This window comes from Dokdonia donghaensis DSW-1 (assembly GCF_001653755.1).
GTDB lineage: Bacteria > Bacteroidota > Bacteroidia > Flavobacteriales > Flavobacteriaceae > Dokdonia > Dokdonia donghaensis.
Genome location: NZ_CP015125.1, coordinates 516,289 through 532,156, shown reverse-complemented (window position 1 = coordinate 532,156; position 15,868 = coordinate 516,289). Strand labels below are relative to the sequence as shown.

At 37.1% G+C, this 15,868-nt stretch carries 18 protein-coding genes; 13 read left to right on the top strand and 5 right to left on the bottom strand.

The features are described 5' to 3' along the window. Positions 1 to 76: 76 nt before the first annotated feature. The 4 genes from I597_RS02205 to I597_RS02190 are packed head-to-tail and all read left to right on the top strand — an operon-like array spanning position 77 to position 3,298. Positions 77 to 427, top strand: a complete 351-nt coding sequence (locus I597_RS02205) for a hypothetical protein (RefSeq protein ID WP_035325953.1) — start codon at positions 77 to 79, stop codon at positions 425 to 427. 22 nt (positions 428 to 449) lie between these two features. Continuing rightward, positions 450 to 1,250 (top strand): hypothetical protein, encoded by an 801-nt coding sequence (locus I597_RS02200; protein ID WP_035325952.1) that lies wholly within the window; start codon positions 450 to 452, stop codon positions 1,248 to 1,250. Next, a complete protein-coding gene (locus I597_RS02195; protein WP_035325951.1) occupies positions 1,237 to 1,734 on the top strand; it encodes a Rab family GTPase in 498 nt (165 codons plus the stop codon). Before I597_RS02200 ends, I597_RS02195 begins: the two co-directional genes overlap by 14 nt. Beyond that, the gene (locus I597_RS02190) at positions 1,727 to 3,298 is read left to right on the top strand and encodes an ATP-binding protein (RefSeq protein WP_052111833.1); all 1,572 of its coding nucleotides are present in this window, start codon (positions 1,727 to 1,729) and stop codon (positions 3,296 to 3,298) included. The genes I597_RS02195 and I597_RS02190 overlap by 8 nt, the downstream gene beginning before the upstream one ends. A gap of 82 nt (positions 3,299 to 3,380) precedes the next feature. Here the strand turns inward: I597_RS02190 and I597_RS02185 are convergent, their stop codons facing one another. Continuing rightward, positions 3,381 to 3,809: a tellurite resistance TerB family protein gene (locus I597_RS02185; RefSeq protein ID WP_035325949.1), complete on the bottom strand. Its 429-nt coding sequence runs from the start codon at positions 3,807 to 3,809 to the stop codon at positions 3,381 to 3,383. A 92-nt stretch (positions 3,810 to 3,901) separates the two neighbouring features. Here I597_RS02185 and I597_RS02180 point away from each other — a divergent pair, with 92 nt between their 5' ends. The 4 genes from I597_RS02180 to I597_RS02165 all read left to right on the top strand — a co-directional run bounded on the left by I597_RS02180 (position 3,902) and on the right by I597_RS02165 (position 6,884). Next, positions 3,902 to 4,495 carry a HupE/UreJ family protein gene (locus I597_RS02180; protein WP_035325948.1) on the top strand — a complete coding sequence of 198 codons (594 nt, stop codon included), beginning with the start codon at positions 3,902 to 3,904 and terminating at the stop codon, positions 4,493 to 4,495. Between the two features lie 77 nt (positions 4,496 to 4,572). Beyond that, a complete protein-coding gene (locus I597_RS02175) occupies positions 4,573 to 5,001 on the top strand; it encodes a deoxycytidylate deaminase (protein WP_035325946.1) in 429 nt (142 codons plus the stop codon). Beyond that, positions 5,001 to 6,587, top strand: coding sequence for a S41 family peptidase (locus I597_RS02170; RefSeq protein ID WP_035325945.1), 1,587 nt, complete (start codon positions 5,001 to 5,003; stop codon positions 6,585 to 6,587). Before I597_RS02175 ends, I597_RS02170 begins: the two co-directional genes overlap by 1 nt. A 9-nt stretch (positions 6,588 to 6,596) precedes the next feature. Then, the gene (locus I597_RS02165; RefSeq protein WP_236626640.1) at positions 6,597 to 6,884 is read left to right on the top strand and encodes a hypothetical protein; all 288 of its coding nucleotides are present in this window, start codon (positions 6,597 to 6,599) and stop codon (positions 6,882 to 6,884) included. Here I597_RS02165 and I597_RS02160 read toward each other — a convergent pair whose 3' ends face one another. Both I597_RS02160 and I597_RS02155 read right to left on the bottom strand, forming a co-directional pair. Continuing rightward, complete coding sequence (locus I597_RS02160) at positions 6,885 to 7,082, bottom strand: hypothetical protein (RefSeq protein ID WP_035325942.1); 198 nt, start codon at positions 7,080 to 7,082, stop codon at positions 6,885 to 6,887. It lies immediately after the preceding gene. A 4-nt stretch (positions 7,083 to 7,086) separates the two neighbouring features. After that, positions 7,087 to 7,671, bottom strand: coding sequence for a MarC family protein (locus I597_RS02155; RefSeq protein ID WP_035325940.1), 585 nt, complete (start codon positions 7,669 to 7,671; stop codon positions 7,087 to 7,089). Positions 7,672 to 7,988: 317 nt separating this feature from the next. On the opposite strand from I597_RS02155, the gene katG reads away from it, so the two are divergent. Next, positions 7,989 to 10,205 (top strand): catalase/peroxidase HPI, encoded by a 2,217-nt coding sequence (gene katG, locus I597_RS02150; protein ID WP_052111831.1) that lies wholly within the window; start codon positions 7,989 to 7,991, stop codon positions 10,203 to 10,205. Positions 10,206 to 10,288: 83 nt separating this feature from the next. Here the strand turns inward: katG and I597_RS02145 are convergent, their stop codons facing one another. Then, complete coding sequence (locus I597_RS02145; protein ID WP_035325939.1) at positions 10,289 to 11,788, bottom strand: M20/M25/M40 family metallo-hydrolase; 1,500 nt, start codon at positions 11,786 to 11,788, stop codon at positions 10,289 to 10,291. Positions 11,789 to 11,985: 197 nt separating this feature from the next. On the opposite strand from I597_RS02145, the gene I597_RS02140 reads away from it, so the two are divergent. The 3 genes from I597_RS02140 to I597_RS02130 all read left to right on the top strand — a co-directional run bounded on the left by I597_RS02140 (position 11,986) and on the right by I597_RS02130 (position 14,626). Continuing rightward, positions 11,986 to 12,552: a DUF3109 family protein gene (locus I597_RS02140; RefSeq protein WP_035325937.1), complete on the top strand. Its 567-nt coding sequence runs from the start codon at positions 11,986 to 11,988 to the stop codon at positions 12,550 to 12,552. Positions 12,553 to 12,626: 74 nt separating this feature from the next. Further along, positions 12,627 to 13,769 (top strand): methionine aminotransferase, encoded by a 1,143-nt coding sequence (locus tag I597_RS02135; RefSeq protein ID WP_035325936.1) that lies wholly within the window; start codon positions 12,627 to 12,629, stop codon positions 13,767 to 13,769. Further along, a complete protein-coding gene (locus I597_RS02130) occupies positions 13,757 to 14,626 on the top strand; it encodes an alpha/beta fold hydrolase (RefSeq protein ID WP_035325934.1) in 870 nt (289 codons plus the stop codon). The genes I597_RS02135 and I597_RS02130 overlap by 13 nt, the downstream gene beginning before the upstream one ends. Here I597_RS02130 and I597_RS02125 read toward each other — a convergent pair. After that, positions 14,623 to 15,135: a DUF1440 domain-containing protein gene (locus I597_RS02125; RefSeq protein WP_035325933.1), complete on the bottom strand. Its 513-nt coding sequence runs from the start codon at positions 15,133 to 15,135 to the stop codon at positions 14,623 to 14,625. The genes I597_RS02130 and I597_RS02125 overlap by 4 nt on opposite strands. Positions 15,136 to 15,357: 222 nt before the next feature. Here I597_RS02125 and I597_RS02120 point away from each other — a divergent pair, with 222 nt between their 5' ends. Further along, positions 15,358 to 15,828 carry an ankyrin repeat domain-containing protein gene (locus I597_RS02120; protein WP_035325932.1) on the top strand — a complete coding sequence of 157 codons (471 nt, stop codon included), beginning with the start codon at positions 15,358 to 15,360 and terminating at the stop codon, positions 15,826 to 15,828. The last annotated feature ends 40 nt before the right edge of the window (positions 15,829 to 15,868 follow it).

The window sequence follows — 15,868 nt, the reverse complement described above, 5'->3', positions numbered from 1 at the left end:
CATAAGACATTATTAAGGGGTAAACGAAGTGTATTTTTTTTATATTTGAAATACAACAATAAGGCTAAACCCTATTATGGCTAAAAATTTAAAAGAAGAACATCTGCAAACAGAAGATGTAACAAACTCAAAAATTGAGGTAATCAAGAACCTTATTTTTGGAGAAAATATACAAGAGTATAATAATGAGTTTGAGTCGTTAAAGTCTGATATCGCTAAGAACCGTGAAGAAATGTTGGCCTATATAGATGATGCGCGCAAGGAAATTATGACAGCATTAGACAATATAACTACTGATGTGAATATACGTGTATCTGACCTTGAACAATCCCTAAATGACAAAACAGAAGCTATAGACAACCAAAAGGTGAGTCTTGATAGTCTTGGAGATCTTCTCGTGCGATTAGGTAAGAATATGAAAGGATAATAGAAATTGGTAACGCTTATTGATGACAACAGATGAACGTCTTGAAATTTTAAAGGAACTTTTACTCACAAATGAGAAAGAGCCTGAAAAAGACGTTTATAAGAAGATCAAAGCACTAGAAAATAGTCAGAAAAACTTATCTGATAGAATAGATCCATTACTAGACGAGCGCTTACAGCAATTTGTGACCACAATGCCAGAGACTCTGGGACCAGTAATCACTGAAACCTTAAAAATAGAGATTAAAAAATCTCAAGAGGCCGTGGCTGAGGCTCTTTTCCCTATTATGGGAAAAATGATAAAAAAGTACGTTCAAGCTGAGGTCGCAAAACTAAGTGACTCCATAAATGAAAAAATAAACGCAACATTTTCTTTCAAAAATATTTTTAAGTCTAAGTCAAAAGAAAGGCCAACGGCTGCAATGATGCTTAAAGAAGAATATAAAGCGTATATTGAACAAGTACTTGTAGTTGAAAAAGGTTCTGGAATACTCAAAGCAAATTATGCTAAGAGCCAGACTATGGATGAAGATATGATGGCTGGTATGCTCACTGCAATAAAAAGCTTTGCAGAAGATGCTTTTGAAAAAGGTGAGATGGAGCTAGAGCGTATAGATTACCAACTATTTACTATACACCTTCAAAATTTTTCAAACTATTATATTGCCGTGATTATAAGTGGTATATATGATGATAAGTTTAAAGATAAACTGGAAGATGTCTTGCTAGACTTTGCTCAATACGTAGTAAATAAGGAAGACCTTGATGATAATATTATATTTGCAAAAAAATTAAAAGAATTTTTTACTGATGAGCGTATCTAAAAAAATTGTATTGTTAGGACATTTTGGTGTTGGTAAATCGTCACTTCTTCGCAGGTTTGTAGAAAATACTTTCTCAGATAATTATGTCGTGACCATAGGTGTTCACATAATGAAAAAGGAAGTAGTTGTTGATACAAGTAATAAGGTAACCCTTATTATATGGGATGTTGAGGGTACAGATGATTTTACTAAGTACAGGCCATCATACCTTATGGGAGCTTCTAGCTTTGTATATGTTTTTGATGCGTCAAGGCCAGTTACTTACAGTGACTTAAAATATAATCTAGCCCACCTAAAAGAAAAGCACCCTAATGTTCCTGTGCACATAATCGGGAATAAAGTGGATTTAGTCGATGCTGAAGAAGTAAAGCAAGCTCTAAATGAGCAAGAAGTTCAACATAGTTATCTTTCAAGTGCCAAAACTGGCGAAAATGTTGAACAGCTGTTTAAGGACGTGGCAGCCCAATTGTTAGAAAATGCTTGATAACCTCAGACAAGATTTTATAAATAAAACTACGCAAGTAGTCGTAATCAATAAGGAACTAGAGGTTATAGACTCTGACAATAATCTTTTTGACTTAAAAAAAAATTCTAATATCACGGATTTCCATCCGTTCTTTTATGCATTAAGTACTGTTTTTGAAGAAAACCTTCAAGATGAAACTTTCTTTTGTGTACAGATGGAAGTGTTAAGTCGCCATTACTTTATAGATATAAAAACTTATCTACAAGAAGATGATGAGAGTCTTGTTCTCATCTTAAACGATCTTACAGATCACTATAAGACGGTACATCAAATAAAGCAGGTTCGTAATGAGTCTATCATAAACTTTAATATATCTCAAGAACTTAACCAGCAGCTAGAGATACAGCGCAGTTTTAAAAATAAATTCTTGGCAAATGTAAGCCACGAGATACGTACGCCTCTTAATAGTATTGTGGGCTTTATATCGGTATTAGAAAATACTGAGATCACAAGAGAGCAACTTGATGTATTACATATTATAAAAGATAGTTCAAAAAATCTTGTGACTATATTAGATGACCTAATGGACATCTCAAAAATTGAAGCTGGAAAGTTAGATATTAAAAAGCGACGTTTTGATTTTAGAGAGTTTGTAGAAAAGCTAGCAAAAACGTATCAAATACGTACAGATGATAAAAGACTGTCATTTGATTTTGAATTGAGTTCTAAGATACCACGTTTTTTAGTGGGAGATCATTTACGTATAAACCAAGTTATTGTAAACCTTTTAGAGAATGCGTTAAAATACACGCATCAAGGTGGAATTAAGTTTAGGGTTACTACGTCATCATTAAATGCACGTCGTATTCCAGTGACGTTTGAGGTTACAGATACAGGTATAGGTATACCCAAAGAAAAGCTAGATAGTATTTTTGACAGCTTTACGCAGTTAGAAAAGCGAGGTCTTTTTGGAGGGTCTGGTTTGGGTCTGAGTATTGTAAAACAACTCACAGACTTGTTAGAGAGTGATCTAGAAGTTAAGAGTTTAGAAGGAGAAGGGTCAACCTTTAGCTTTACTGTATATATGGGAGTTTCTCATAATCAGAAAAAGGATAAAGGCGCAAAGAAAAAAAGAGTAAAGAAAGATCTTAAAGGGTCTAAAAGACCACGTATCCTGCTAGGTGAAGATGTTGAGGTAAATCAACTTCTTATGATGAGGCTTTTCTCAGATTATGGTGCCTACAGCTTAGATATTGCAAAAAATGGAGAAAGAGTAATAGAGTATCTAGACAGATTTCCATATGATTTAGTCATATTGGATTTAACTATGCCTATAATGGATGGTCTTGATGCAGCAGTACAAATAAGAAATAGTAGCAATAAAAAAGTAAGTAAGTTACCTATTATAGCGCTCACAGCAAGAACGTCTCAAGAAGAGCAGGATGCCGCAAAAGAGGCTGGTATGAATGCCTATCTTACAAAGCCTATAGATGCAGATTTACTCTTTTCAACAATAGAGCGACTCTTGTCTAGATATAAGCGTAAAGACAAAGTTCTTGAAGTCTCAGAAGAGGAAGAATAGAAGCTTATTTATTATAAAATAGAAAAAGGGTCAAAATTTATATTTTGACCCTTTTTCTATACACTGTAAACCGCTTTAAAAACTAGCGGTTCATATTTTTAATTTCTTCTTGAAAAGTATCAAGATCTGCATTTTCTTCAACTAGTGTAAGGGCCTTGTGCACAACATAACTTGCATTCTTCGTGTTAAAGCCTAAACCTATAGCAAGACGCTCTAGTAAAGGCTCTTCTTCTTCAAACTCGTGATCTATGTGTACCATACGAGTAAGATCATATAAGCGCTCTAATCTTCTATCATAAGTTGTAGGGGGATTGATAGGGTGAGACATATAATCTTTAAGAATGATTTCATAATCCTCTGCAGAGATAGAGAGGTTACGAGCAAGTCTATCTAAAAACGCTTTTTCTTTATTTGAGATAACACCGTCATCCATAGCGACACGCACTATAGCTGCAAAGTGATCCTCATTTCTTTGGCGGAAACCGCTATCATATAAATCTGCAAAAGACATATTTCTTATGTATTAAAAGTAAGACTCAAAGATAGCTATTTAATCAAGATTTATAATTTGTACATTTGATAAAAACCCCCTAATTTTTTTAGATGGATTCATTCTTGTTTTATTTTAAAGAAGGCCTCTTCCACGTATTAGATTGGAAAGCTTACGACCACATTCTCTTTTTAATTGTACTCACTGTACCCTACCTCATTTCAAACTGGAAAAAACTCTTTACCCTAGTCACCATATTTACTATAGGGCATACGCTCACACTAGCAATGTCTGCCTATGGGATTATACGTGTAAATAGCTCCCTTGTAGAGGTACTCATACCCGTAACTATACTCATTACTGCGTTATATAATATTTTTACAGCTGGTAAGAAAAATAGAAATCTTAAATTAGGGATACATCTCTTTGCAGCATTATTCTTTGGGCTTATACACGGCCTCGGGTTTTCTACCTATTTTAAGATGATGACCGCAAGTTCAGATAGTAAGTTACTTCCGTTACTAGAGTACACTTTAGGTATAGAGAGTGCTCAGATTATTATAGTACTCGTTGTATTAATAGTAAGTTTTATAGGACAATCTATTTTTAGGTTTTCACAACGTGACTGGGTGATGGTTATATCTTCTATTGTAATAGGGGTTGCCATACCAGTATTTCAAAATGCATTATCAAGTATTAATTTCTAGTAAAAATAGTACTTTAGGAGCGTAAAGGGTTTTTAGTACGCTTTCGCGAAAGCGCACTCATAATTACAAAATACACAATGGGGTCAAAACAGCATAAATACGATATAGCATACCTAAGAATGGCTCGGGAGTGGGGAAAACTCTCGTACTGTAATCGCAAGCAGGTAGGGGCAATAATCGTTAAGGATAAGATGATTATCTCAGACGGTTATAATGGCACACCCACAGGATTTGAAAATGTGTGTGAAGATGAAGAAAATAATACAAAGTGGTATGTTTTACACGCTGAGGCAAATGCTATACTAAAGGTAGCAAGCTCAACTCAATCTTGCCACGGTGCAACTTTATATATCACACTGAGCCCTTGTAAAGATTGTAGTAAATTAGTACATCAAGCAGGTATAAAACGTGTGGTTTACCATAGCGCTTATAAAGATCTTACAGGAGTAAAATTTTTAGAAAAAGCTGGCGTTGAGATAGTGCACCTTCAAGATATAGACTCATAATGAAAATTAAGCGCAAGTACATACCCATACTATTTGGTTTAGGCATCGCCCTAGGGATTTTACTAGGGAGTATGTTAGACTTTGGTTATAACGATACTGCGCTCTTTGCATCAAACTCAAAAAAGGAAAAACTCAATAAACTTATTGATTACATAGACTATGAGTATGTAGATGCCATAAATACAGATAGTATAGTAGATGTTACTGTAAACGGTATTTTAGATAATCTAGATCCTCACTCAAGTTATATACCACCAGATGAGTACCGAGCTGTAGAAGAAAATATGAAAGGCGATTTTGTGGGTATAGGGGTTAGTTTTTATCCATATAATGACTCTATTGCGGTAATACAAGCTATAAAGGGAGGTCCAAGTGCTAGCGCTGGAGTAAAAGGGGGTGATCGCATTGTATATGCAGATGGAATAGACTTATCTCAGAACACTATTACAGATGATTCATTATCTCGTATTCTTAAAGGAAAAGTACGCACACCTATTGAGATTAAGATAAAAAGACCAGGAGAAGAAGACTTGCTTACCTTTAATTTTAACAGAGATCGTGTACCTATCTCTAGCGTTATAGGTAGTTATATGCTTACTGATGATTTAGGATATGTAAAAATTAATCGTTTTGCAGAGTCTACTCATAAAGAGTTTGTAGATGCACTTACGGTTTTAAAAAATCAAGGCGCAACTAGTATTGCTTTAGATTTAAGAGATAATCCAGGGGGCTATATCTCGAGCGCAGAGGGGGTAGTAGATGAATTTTTAGAAGAAGATAAGCTCATATTATTTACTAAAAATAAATCGGGTAAGATATCTAATAGTTATACAGATAACGGTGGTCTCTTTGAAGAGGGTGAAGTTTTTGTACTTATTAATGAAAATTCGGCAAGCGCGAGTGAAATCGTTGCGGGAGCACTTCAAGATAATGACAAAGGCATTATAGTGGGGCGCAGGTCCTTTGGAAAAGGCCTTGTACAGCGTGAGATGGATTTGGGAGATGGAAGTGCGGTAAGGCTTACAATAGCTCGCTACTATACACCTACTGGTAGATCAATACAAAAACCGTATGAGCTAGGAGATAAAGATTATTATGAAGATTACCTTAACAGGTATGAAAACGGAGAGTTGCGCAGTGCAGATAGTATTAAAGTAGCAGATTCATTGAAATTTAGAACCCCAAAGGGTAAGATAGTTTATGGTGGTGGTGGTATTATTCCAGATGTATTTGTGCCTAAAAACACAGACTATGAAGTTGAACATCTTAACTACGTACTGAGGTCTGGTTATATGCGCCTCTTTATTTTTGAACAATTAGAAAAAGATAGGCCTTACTATAACTCACTATCTATGGAGCAGTTTAAAAATGAAGTTACCATTACAGATGCTGTAATAGAAGATTTTATATCTTTCGCTCGTTTTAGAAAAATTACGTTAAAGGCTAGTAATTATAAAGAATTGTATAGAAGATATCTCAAAGCTACTATGGCTGGACAGCTCTTTGGTAACAATGCTTTTGAGATGATGGTTAATCAAGAAGACGATGTGATCAAAAAGGTCATTGCTCTTTCAAAAGAAGAATAAACTATGTTAATGGTAGTAGCCGTTTTTGTATATATAATTGCAATCATCTTTAGGTTGATGGATAATAGTGCTGGGCTACTCATACGTCACGGCATATCTGTAAGTCCTTTTTATTTAAAGCCACCAGTCATCTTAGAGCAAATTGAGCAGCTAGATGATAAAAAACTCATACATAAATTACATCGTAACTTATGGTATCAAAAGTTGCACATAGCTTTTACAGTCTTAGCTATATTAACTTTAATAGTTGGCATTATATACGAGATATATAACCCATACATTATTTACCTAATGTAATTACTTACCGTGCTTTTCGGCTATCTTACGAGAGGTACGCAATATTAAGAGTAATAAAATTGCACAAGCACAGGCTATTATGCCTATAAGTGCAATGCTACTATCTCCCTGTAAAGGGTTAGAAAAATCAAGCAAGGTGAGATTGTAAATAAGAAGACCTAGTGCTAGTAAAATACCTATAGGGATAACAAATTTCATACGTCTATTTGAAAAGTTCTTGAATGTTTGCAGTAAATAACTTTACAGCAATGGCTAACAAAATTACACCAAAAACTTTATGTATAATAGCAATACCGTTCTTTCCTAAAAATCGTTCAATGTGTCTTGACGTTTTAAGTACTAGATAAACAAGCAAGATGTTAAGAACGACAGCTATAAGAATGTTCATAAGGTCATACTCTGCTCTTAGTGCTAGAAGAGAAGTAAGAGTACCAGGACCAGCAATAAGCGGGAAAGCTAGCGGAAAAACAGAAACCGTCTTTTTACTAAGTGTATCGTCATCTTTAAAAAGGCTTACACCTAGTATCATCTCTAGTGCAATAAAAAAGAGAATAAATGAACCCGCAACAGCAAACTCATATACATTAATACCTATAACACCTAGTATGCTCTCACCTACAAAAACAAATAAGGTCATCACAATAAGAGCAACTAGCGCCGCTTTCTCACTCTGTATGTGACCTGCTTTCTTACGTAGTTTTAAAACAATAGGGATACTTCCTACAATGTCGATAACTGCAAAAAGAACCATTGTAGCGGTTAGAATCTCCTTTAAATCTATTTTCATTAGTGCTTTTTTTAAGACGGCGCAAAGATACCTCAAATTACACGCTGCATCTTTCACTTTTGGTGTGAATAAATTGTAAAGTTTTAATTACGCTTTCGCGAAAGCGTAATTCTTAATTATCTTTATACAAGATATTTAAAATGAGCAGATTAAATGTTAACTTGTGTGTGAATCTTAATCACCTTAACGTAATAATAGCAGGTCGCCCCACTATGAGTATAGATAAAATCTATTTGAATTAAAATTATTTAAATGATAAACTATAGTTACAGAGCCCCTTTTAAAATACTTTTATAATTCACCTAGAAAATAAAAAAATGAAAAACACAGAGACCTTTGACCTTAACGACCCATCTGCTATAGCAAAATGTCCTTTTTTAGGAGGAGCCCATAAACAATTTGCTGGAGGAGGAACAACAAATAGAGACTGGTGGCCTAATGAGCTTAGACTTAACGTACTACGCCAGAATGCTACAAAATCTGACCCTATGGGTGAAGATTTTGACTATGCAGCTGCTTTTAAAAGTTTAGATTTTACAGCCCTTAAAAAAGATGTTATAGATCTAATGACAGACTCTCAAGACTGGTGGCCTGCAGATTATGGTCACTACGGAGGATTTATGATACGTATGGCTTGGCACAGTGCCGGTACATATCGTATAGGTGATGGTCGCGGTGGATCAGGTTCTGGATCGCAGCGTTTTGCTCCGCTTAATAGCTGGCCAGATAATGGTAACCTAGATAAGGCTCGTTTACTTTTATGGCCTATTAAAAAGAAATATGGAAACAAAATATCTTGGGCAGACCTTATGATTTTAGCAGGTAACTGTGCGCTAGAGTCTATGGGCTTCCCAACATTTGGTTTCTCAGGAGGACGTGAAGATGTCTGGGAGCCAGAGCAAGATATTTACTGGGGTAGTGAAGTAGAGTGGGGAGCAAACGATGCCCGTTATAAAGATGGTGATCTAGAAGCACCACTTGCAGCAGTAATGATGGGGTGGATTTATGTAAATCCAGAAGGCCCTAACGGAAACCCAGACCCTATGGGCTCTGCAGCAAATGTGAGAGAGACCTTTGGCCGTATGGCGATGAATGATGAGGAAACAGTAGCACTTGTTGCTGGAGGACACACTTTTGGGAAAGCACACGGTGCGGCAGATCCAGAGAAGTATGTAGGTACAGAGCCTCACGGAGCTTCTATAGAAGAAATGAGTACCGGCTGGAAAAACAGTTATAAAAGTGGAGTGCTAGATGACACAATTACCTCAGGTATTGAAGGTGCTTGGACTCCTAATCCAACACAGTGGGATGCAGACTATTTTGACGTACTTCTCAACTATGACTGGGAACTTACAAAAAGTCCTGCAGGAGCACACCAGTGGACACCTACGGAAGAGAGCAATGCTAGAATGGCTCCTACAGCAGGAGATGCTTCAAAAAAGCAACGTCTTATGATGACCACGGCAGATATTGCACTTAAAGTAGATCCAGAGTACCTTAAAATTTCAAAAAAGTTTCACGAAGATCATAAAGCTTTCGAAGATGCTTTTGCACGTGCTTGGTATAAACTTACACACCGTGATATGGGACCATTATCTAGATACTTAGGTCCAGAAATGCCTGGAGAGAAGTTATTATGGCAAGATCCACTTCCAGAAGCAAATGGTTATACACTAAGTGATGCACAAGTTGAGATCCTTAAGAGCGCTATTGCAGATAGCGACCTTACTATAGCAGAAATGGTAACAACAGCTTGGGCAAGTGCCTCTACATATAGAGATTCAGATAAAAGAGGAGGAGCAAATGGCGCACGTATTGCACTAGCACCACAGAGCCACTGGGAAGTAAATAATCCAGAGCAGCTCAACAAAGTACTTATCCTTCTTAAGGATATACAAAATACGTTTGATGGAGAGGTTTCTCTAGCAGATTTAATTGTACTTGCAGGTAGTGTAGGTATAGAGCTTGCAGCAATGAAAGCTGGAAGAGAGATTACGGTGCCTTTTACTCCTGGTAGAGTAGATGCTACTCAAGAAGATACAGATATAGATAGTTTTGGGTACCTAGAGCCAAAAGCAGATGGTTTTAGAAACTATGTACAAAGCTCTCAGAAAGCACAAGCTGCCGAGACTATGCTTGTAGACAGAGCACAATTGTTAGGACTTTCAATTCCAGAGATGACAGTACTCGTGGGTGGATTAAGAGTTCTAGGTGCAAACTATGATGGGTCAAAAGTAGGAGTTTTTACAGATAGACCTGGAGAACTTACAAATGACTTCTTTGTAAACCTCCTTGATTTTACATACACTTGGAAAGCATTATCATCAGACGATACGTTGTTTTCTGGTTCTGATAGACGTACAGGTAAGACGAAATTTACAGGCTCACGTGCAGATCTTATTTTTGGATCAAACACAGAGTTAAGAGCTGTTGCAGAGGTTTATGGAGCAAGCGACGGCGAAGATCGTTTTGTAAATGACTTTGTAAAAGCATTTGTAAAAGTGATGGATGCAGATCGTTTTGACGTGAAGTAATATAATTACGCTTTCGCGAAAGCGAAACAAAAAACAAAAGCCGACTTATCATAAGTCGGCTTTTTTATTGAATTTTTTACAAGCTAGAAATTGGTTTCAAAAAGGCCAAGACACACTTTAATACCTTGTCTCATATTACATATGCGTATATTCTCATTAGGATTATGCTGGTTGTTGTCCATATTAACAAGAGGCAAGATAACGGTAGGAAGATTTAAGGTGTTAATAAGCGGTACAATAGGCACCGTACCACCCATCATACGTATCGTTACGGGCTCTTCATTAAAAACTTGTGTTAATCGCTGCCTCATTTTTACACCAAAATCTCCCTGTGGACTTGTTCTAAAAGCATTTACTAGAGTTTTGGTCTTAACTGTTGCTATGCGCTTGTGAGTAAGTCGCTCTTGCGCGGTAGGCAGTCGGTCTAGTACAAAATATCCCTCATTGCTTATGTGCTTTACAATTTTATCTAGCTGGTTATCTCCATTTATTTCTGGTACAAGGCGTACATCAAGGTGTGCCGTTGCCGTGCTAGGTACTACAGTTTTGAGCCCTTTGCCTGACCAAGAGGTGTTGAGCTGTCTCACATTGAGCGTGGGATATTGAAGGGCTTCTTGATAATTTTTACCCACACTTTCGGCGCTGTGTAAGCCTAGTTTTTTATTAAAGCTAGCCGCGGTAAATGGTACAGACTGCATCACAAGAGCTTGTTCTGGGCTTATAGTAACACCGTCATAATAACCCTCTATAAGTACCTTGCCATCATCGTCTTTCATACTTGAGAGTAAATGAGATAGCCTAAAAGCGGGATTAGGCACATAATTGCCATAATGACCACTGTGTTGTGGTAATGTTGCACCATAGGTTGTAATCTCACAAGTGGCAATACCACGACACCCAAAGGTGAGTGTAGGCCTGTTAGAACTATGCGCAGGGCCATCCATCACTATAAAATAGTCTGCAGCATAGCGATTTTTATAAGTGTCAAGAGTGCCTAGTAGAGCAGTAGAACCATACTCTTCTTGAGGATCAAAAATTACTTTGATATTAAAATTTGGTGTTTTGCCTTGCTCCTGTAATATTTCTAATGCGGTTATGAACATAAGGATAGGTGCTTTATCATCTGCTGCGGCTCTTCCGTATATGCGCCATTCATCATTTATTTTTTGGTTTAATGCTTCCCAGCCCATTGCCGTCCAAGTTCCAGATGGGTTTTGTTTTTTTAGCACAGGGATAAAAGGATCTTCTTGATCCCAGACTGCTGGGTTTACCGGTTGCCCGTCTATATGCACATAAAACAAGATGGTTTTAAGCGCAGGGTCGTATACTTTTTCGGTAAGTAGTATAGGTAGTGTCTCGCTTTTAAGACGCGTAGTTGTAAAGCCTAGTGCCTCATATTTCTTTTCTACCCAAGCAATGTTTTCGAGCATAAGCTCTGGACTTTCTGGGAGATTAGGAATGCTTACAAAATCTTTGTGCTGTAATAAGGTTGCTCTAAGACGTTCATCTATAACTGCATCATAGTTGCTTTGGGATAGTGCAAAAAGTGGGACTAGACATAATATGTACAAGAGCGTTTTCATAGGCTTAGATTATATGTTGACATTAGGTTTACGCTTTCGCGAAAGCGTACTTATAACTCTAGAAAGATACACAATAGGACAATGTGTAAAAAGTGTGGTTTCTAAAACTAAGTGCAAATTAAACCAGATGTCAAATACCAAAAGTGGGGTGAAAAATATCTTATAGTTTTAAGCACAAGGCAGTATCTTTGCCATCTATGTTTCAACTCAAAAAAACCATCGTTTCTGAAGACATCATCGAAAAAGATTTTGTCTGTAATCTTAATGCCTGCAAGGGTGAGTGCTGTATAGCTGGAGAGGCTGGCGCACCACTGGAGGAAGATGAGGTGAAGATTATGGCAGACATTTATGAGGAGGTAAAACCTTTTTTACGCCCAGAAGGTATCGCTGCTATTGAGGCACAGGGTACATCAATCGTGCGTGATGGTGAGCTTGAGACCCCACTTGTAAATGGTGCAGAGTGTGCCTATGTGACTTTTAATGATAAAGGCTGGGCAAGTTGCGGTATAGAAGATGCATATAACGCTGGTAAAGTAGACTGGAAAAAACCTATTTCTTGTCATTTATACCCTGTGAGGGTACAAAAGTATAGCTCATTTTCGGCAGTAAATTATCACCGCTGGCCTATTTGTGATGACGCCTGTACACTGGGGCAAGAACTTAAAGTACCCGTTTACAAGTTTACTAAGGATGCGCTTATACGTAAATTTGGCGAAGACTGGTATGCAGAGCTAGAAACTACTGCTGCAGAAATGGGTAAATAAGAGTAAGGTTTCTGTTGTCTTATCTGTAGTATAGTTGTCTTATCTTTAGTCATCATAAAGAAAAAGAGACTGCGATGCACTTTATTTCAAAACTACCAGATGTAGGTACCACCATTTTTACAGTGATGAGTAAGCTTGCTCATCAAGAAGGAGCTATTAATCTTGCTCAAGGTTTTCCTGGTTTTGATAGTGATCCCAAGTTACAACAACTGGTAACTAAGGCTATGAGTGATGGGTATAACCAGTATGCACCTATGCCTGGAGTATATGGCCTACGCGAGCAAATAGCAAATAAGATAAATACATTATACGATAGTGATTATCACCCAGAAAGTGAGGTGACTGTGACCGCTGGGGCCACACAAGCTATTTATACCATTGTATCTGCTTTTATAAGACCAAGAGATGAGGTAATTGTTCTTAAACCAGCATATGATTGTTATGAGCCAGCAGTAACGGTAAATGGAGGAGCTATAGTCCCTATACAACTCAAGGCACCATTGTATAAAGTAAACTGGAGTGCGGTAGAGCGTGCTATAACGCCTAAGACTAAGATGCTTTTTATAAATACACCGCATAACCCTACAGGTACTATACTTGATAAGGAGGATATGATGGAGCTATCTAGAATATTAAAAGGCACAGATATTATCTTGCTTAGTGATGAAGTGTATGAGCATATTGTTTTTGATGGTAAAAAACACGAGAGTGTAGCTAGATATCCAGAGCTACGAGCACGTAGTTTTATTACTGCATCTTTTGGAAAAACCTTTCACAACACAGGGTGGAAAATGGGCTATACAGTAGCGCCTAAGGCATTAATGGAGGAGTTTCAGAAAGTACACCAGTTTAATGTTTTTTCTGTACATCACCCATCACAAAAAGCCTTTGCGACATATCTTAAAGAACCAGAACATTATTTAAGACTCAATGATTTCTTTCAGCAAAAGAGGGATTTATTTTTAGACCTAATTAAAGACTCACGTTTTAAAGTAACACCCGCTGCTGGAACTTATTTTCAAATGCTAGATTATAGCGAGATAACGCAGAAGGAAGATGTAGACTTTGCAAAGAGGCTCACAAAAGACCATAAAGTAGCATCAATACCAACCTCAGTATTTAATCTTCATCAAGAAGATTTTAAAATGCTTCGATTTTGCTTTGCAAAAGATGATGAAACCCTTAAAAAAGCAGCAACTATTTTATGCAACATATAGTTATAAAATACCTATTTGTTATATGGGTTATCCTGTCTTTTACAAGTTGTACAACACTGCAATGGAGAGCCAGTGATAAGGAAATATTAAAAACATTTTCTTCAGAACAAATTCCTACTAAGATTTCCTACTTTAAGATCGATAGTCTTAATTTAAAAATCCGTTTTCAGACTGTTGAGGTAGGTGATAATGATATAAATCTTGTCTTCTTGCACGGGTCGCCCAGTTCCCTTTCTGCCTGGAGTAGATATCTTAATGATAGTACACTTTATAATAATGCAAACCTACACGCTATAGATAGGCCAGGCTACGGGTACTCAAATTTTGGTGATGCCATTACTTCTATAGAACAACAAGCAACAATTATTAATAATTTATTGCAATACCACAATATAGATAATGTGATTGCAATTGGTTCTTCATATGGAGGTCCGCTTGCAGCAAGGCTTGCTATAACTAATCCAGCGATAAAAGGAGTAATTATGATTTCACCCGCTATAGATCCTGATAATGAACAACGTATCTGGCAATCAGATTTTACACAATTTTGGCTTACACGATGGTTAGTACCTACAGGCTATCGCGTTGCTGGAGATGAAAAAACCGTTCACGCAGCTGAGTTACTACGTATTGCAGGAGATTGGTCCAAGCTTACAATACCAGTAATACATATACACGGTGATAAAGATGATTTAGTTCCTTACGAGAATATAAATTATACTAAAAGAGTATTCTTAAATAGTGAAGTTATCACTATACCAGATACTGGTCACGAGATTGCCTGGGCGAGACCAGAACTTATAAAGCCTTATATCTTTAGAATGATTGAAAAGGTAAAGGATAAAAAGTTAGATTAATCATCTAGTCTTCTAGCGACCCAGCCTCTCACTAGCTCTGCAGTTATACCAAAGGCTACGTGAGCCAGAAACTCATTTGCTTGTAACTTTACTGGGATGTCTTTTGGAGCTTCTTCTAGACCCATAAGTGGTAATGATGTCTCGTGTGTAGCAAGATATGCTGTCGTACCAAAGAGGGCGCCCTCCACCACATTAGTCTCTGGTCTGTCGCGTTTTGCATAGCCTAGACTCGCGCCTAGTGTCACTCCTATTGGGATGTTTACCAGTTGTTCTGCTAGATCTCGGTTTGAAGCACTTACGGTTTCACCCGTGAGTTTTTCAGAAATATTATCTACTAGTTTAAGTTGCGCGCTTTCTGTGTTAGGCTGTCTTACTGGTAAAAAACGTTCGATTGCAGATTTTACAATAGTACCTGCAAGTCCACCTAGTACACCAGAGATAACTCCTCTCGAAGCGGTAGATGCCATTGTATCTTTTTCTAGCCAGTTTGATAATGCAGAGTTGCTCATTGTAATATAGTTTTGGTTAGTGTTTTTAAATATAGTTTAGAACTTGAGCTTAGGGTCTTAAGAGAATTGTAATTAACAAGATTTTAGCGAGTCTTCCAGAAGAACAAATTCTTGTGTAAAGAATACCCAAATCATATTATAGGTAAATATTATGACTGCTAGTGAGCGCGATATTTGTTTTGTGATTATATTTATACATTAAGTTAGATAGCACAGCATATTATGAATGACAAACTTTTTGATGCCATACGCAACGGAGATGTAGAGATGGTAAAAGCGATTATAACGGCACACCCAGAGCTTATTAATATAAAAGATCAACGTGGTTCAACACCACTCTTACTTGCGACTTATTATGGTAATCAAGATATGGCAGAGGCTATGCTTAAGCACAAACCAGATCTTAATGCAAAAGATGCTTCTGGTAACACGGCTCTTATGGGTGTTTGTTTTAAGGGTTATGCGGCCATTGCAAAGCTTCTTATAGACCACGGTGCAGATGTAAATGCTAAAAATTTAAATAGTGCAACGGCTTTGATATATGCAGCAACTTTTGCACAGTCAGAAATTGCACAGCTACTTATAGATAATGGTGCAGACACAGGCCACGTAGACGAGAAAGGAAACACCGCTTACGATCACGCAAAAATGCAAGGAGCAGAAAAGCTAATGGCTATTTTAGAAAGTAAGTAGTAAGTTTACGCTTTCGCGAAAGCGTAATTATAAACCTTTA